This window comes from Methyloceanibacter sp. (genome assembly GCF_051306395.1).
GTDB lineage: Bacteria > Pseudomonadota > Alphaproteobacteria > Rhizobiales > Methyloligellaceae > Methyloceanibacter.
Window position 1 is genome coordinate 1 of record NZ_JBPPND010000048.1, and the last position, 2,356, is coordinate 2,356.

Here is a 2,356-nt window from a genome sequence, read left to right on the forward strand (position 1 = left end):
CTGTCCTGGTAGCAGACAAACACAACGGGCGCCCCTAGAGGCTTGCATGCCTCGACGGCGAGCTGGGGAGAATCAGACTCCGAGAGTACAGCCACGCATGCTGAGCGAGAATCTGCTGGCTGCTGGGCGAAGGCGACGAGCGGAGCCCTCTGGTCATCACCGAAGGCGAAGTCGGTCTTGAGCAGGTCAGGGCGATAGCCACATTCCCGAAGTGGGCCCTTGACGGAATGCGGCGTCAGCACGGGGACCCCTCGTCGACTTGTTCTTGGCCGTTCATTTCAGGAACATCGGCGAGTTAAGCAGGCTGCGACTGCACCAGTCTAGAACATTTTCGTCGCCTTTTGTTCTCCCAAGCGGCTGGGGTCCCCGCAGCATCTGGGAGAAGCTTCAAGTGTATCGCTATCGATGAGCCGCTGACATACCAGAAGGGTGCGCGACATAGGAGTGGGCGTTTTACAATCGAGGCCGGAAAGGCTCACTATTCTGAGTATATGTGTATACTCAGAATAGGAGGTGGCCCATGCCCCAAACTCTGGCCGATTTGGAATCCCAACGAGACAGCCTGTTGCAGCAGTTTCTCACGCTCGGCGACTTCCGCCCCGGCACCGTCTCCGCCGTGGCGCGCCGTTGCGGAAAACCCAGCTGTCACTGCGCCCAGCCCGACAGTGCCGGGCATCCGCAGTTTCGTCTGCTCCGTAAGGTGAAAAGCAAAAGCGTCAGCGAGTCGTTCCCCAGCCCGGCCGCGTTTCGCCAGGCGGCCGAGCAAGTCCACGAGTTCCACCGCTTTCAACAACTCAGCGCCCAGTTGACGGCTTTGAATGAGCAGATCTGCCACCTGCGCCCGGTCGAGTCCGAGCCGGGTGGCTGGAGTGAGGAGGAAAAAAAACGGCTGCTGCGATTCATCAAGAAGTCACGCGGGAAGTCCAGACGCTTCTCCAAGTAGTCTTCGGCGCCCAGCGGAAAAGCCCTTCGTTGGACTTGGAGGCGGTCGAGATGGCGATGCGCAGTGCGATGCACCGCGCCGGCGCCGCGGCGCTGAGCCGGTTGCTGTCGATGGATGGGGGCCATCCCGCGCAGGTGGATTGCGCCTGCGGGCAGACCGCCCGCTACCACGATACGCGCCCCAAACATTTGCTGACGGTGTTGGGGCCGCTCCAGATCGAGCGGGCCTATTACCACTGCGCGCACTGCCGCCAGGGACACAGTCCGCGCGACCACGAGTTGGATGTGGAAGGCACGCAGTGTTCGCCGGGCGTGCGCCGCATGTTGGCGGTGGTGGGCAGCGAGTCGAGCTTTGAGCAGGGCCGTGCGCAACTCGAACTGCTGGCGGGCTTGGACGTCACCACCAAAGCGGTGGAGCGACACGCCGAGTCGATCGGCGCCGACATCGCCGCGCGCGAGCAGGCCGCGATGCACCGTGCCAAACAATTGGAGTTGCCCGCCGTCTGTGCCCCCGCCGTGCCGGTGATCTATATCGAAATGGACGGCACCGGAGTACCCGTGGTGGCCGCCGAACGGGCCGGGCGGGCCGGCAAGATCGCTGGACAACCGGCGCGGACCCGCGAGGTCAAGCTGGGCTGCGTGTTCACGCAAACCCGTGTCGATGAGCAGAGCCGGCCGGTTCGCGACGAGGCTTCCACCAGCTACGTCGCCGCCATCGAGACGGCCGAGGATTTTGGATTGCGGCTTTACACCGAAGCCTGGAACCGCGGCTGGAGCCGGGCGGATAAGAAAGTGGTGCTGGGCGATGGCGCGGTGTGGATCTGGAACCTGGCCGATCAACATTTTGCCAACGCCATTCAGATCGTCGACCTCTATCATGCCCGGCAACACCTTTGGGAGCTGGCGGCGCCGTTGTTTGGCGGCGATCTGCGGGGCAGAAAACGCTGGGCCAAGCGGCTCGAACACAAGCTCGATCAAGGGAAGGTGGAGACCGTGGTGAAGACGCTACGTGAATTTCCGCCGCCCAACGCCGAGCTGGCCCACTTGCTCAACAACGAGGCGGAGTACTTTGAGCGCAACGCCGAGCGGATGCGCTATCCGCGGTTTCGGGCGCAGGGTTTGTTTATCGGCTCGGGCGTGGTCGAAGCCGGTTGCAAAACGGTGGTCGGGGCGCGACTCAAACAGTCAGGTATGTTCTGGACGGTGCGCGGCGCCAACGCCATCCTGGCCTTGCGTTGCAACCGCCTCAGCGGTAAGTTCGAGGACTACTGGGAAAGCCGCGCCCGGGCCGCTTGATCTTCCACAGATATGTCGCGCACCCAATCTCATGATTGTGGAGACGCTCAATGGTTGAACTGAATTGCTCAAACCTCAATCGCAAAAGCCGTCGAGGCGTCGCGCTGCCAATGATGGC

General features: G+C 62.5%; 2 protein-coding genes. Both read left to right on the forward strand.

The window, feature by feature from the left end:
* The first annotated feature begins 520 nt into the window (after positions 1–520).
* The gene (locus ACSLE4_RS03365) at positions 521–943 is read left to right on the forward strand and encodes a DUF6788 family protein (RefSeq protein WP_435903073.1); all 423 of its coding nucleotides are present in this window, start codon (positions 521–523) and stop codon (positions 941–943) included.
* 29 nt (positions 944–972) lie between these two features.
* The gene (locus ACSLE4_RS03370; protein WP_435903074.1) at positions 973–2,238 is read left to right on the forward strand and encodes an ISKra4 family transposase; all 1,266 of its coding nucleotides are present in this window, start codon (positions 973–975) and stop codon (positions 2,236–2,238) included.
* The last annotated feature ends 118 nt before the right edge of the window (positions 2,239–2,356 follow it).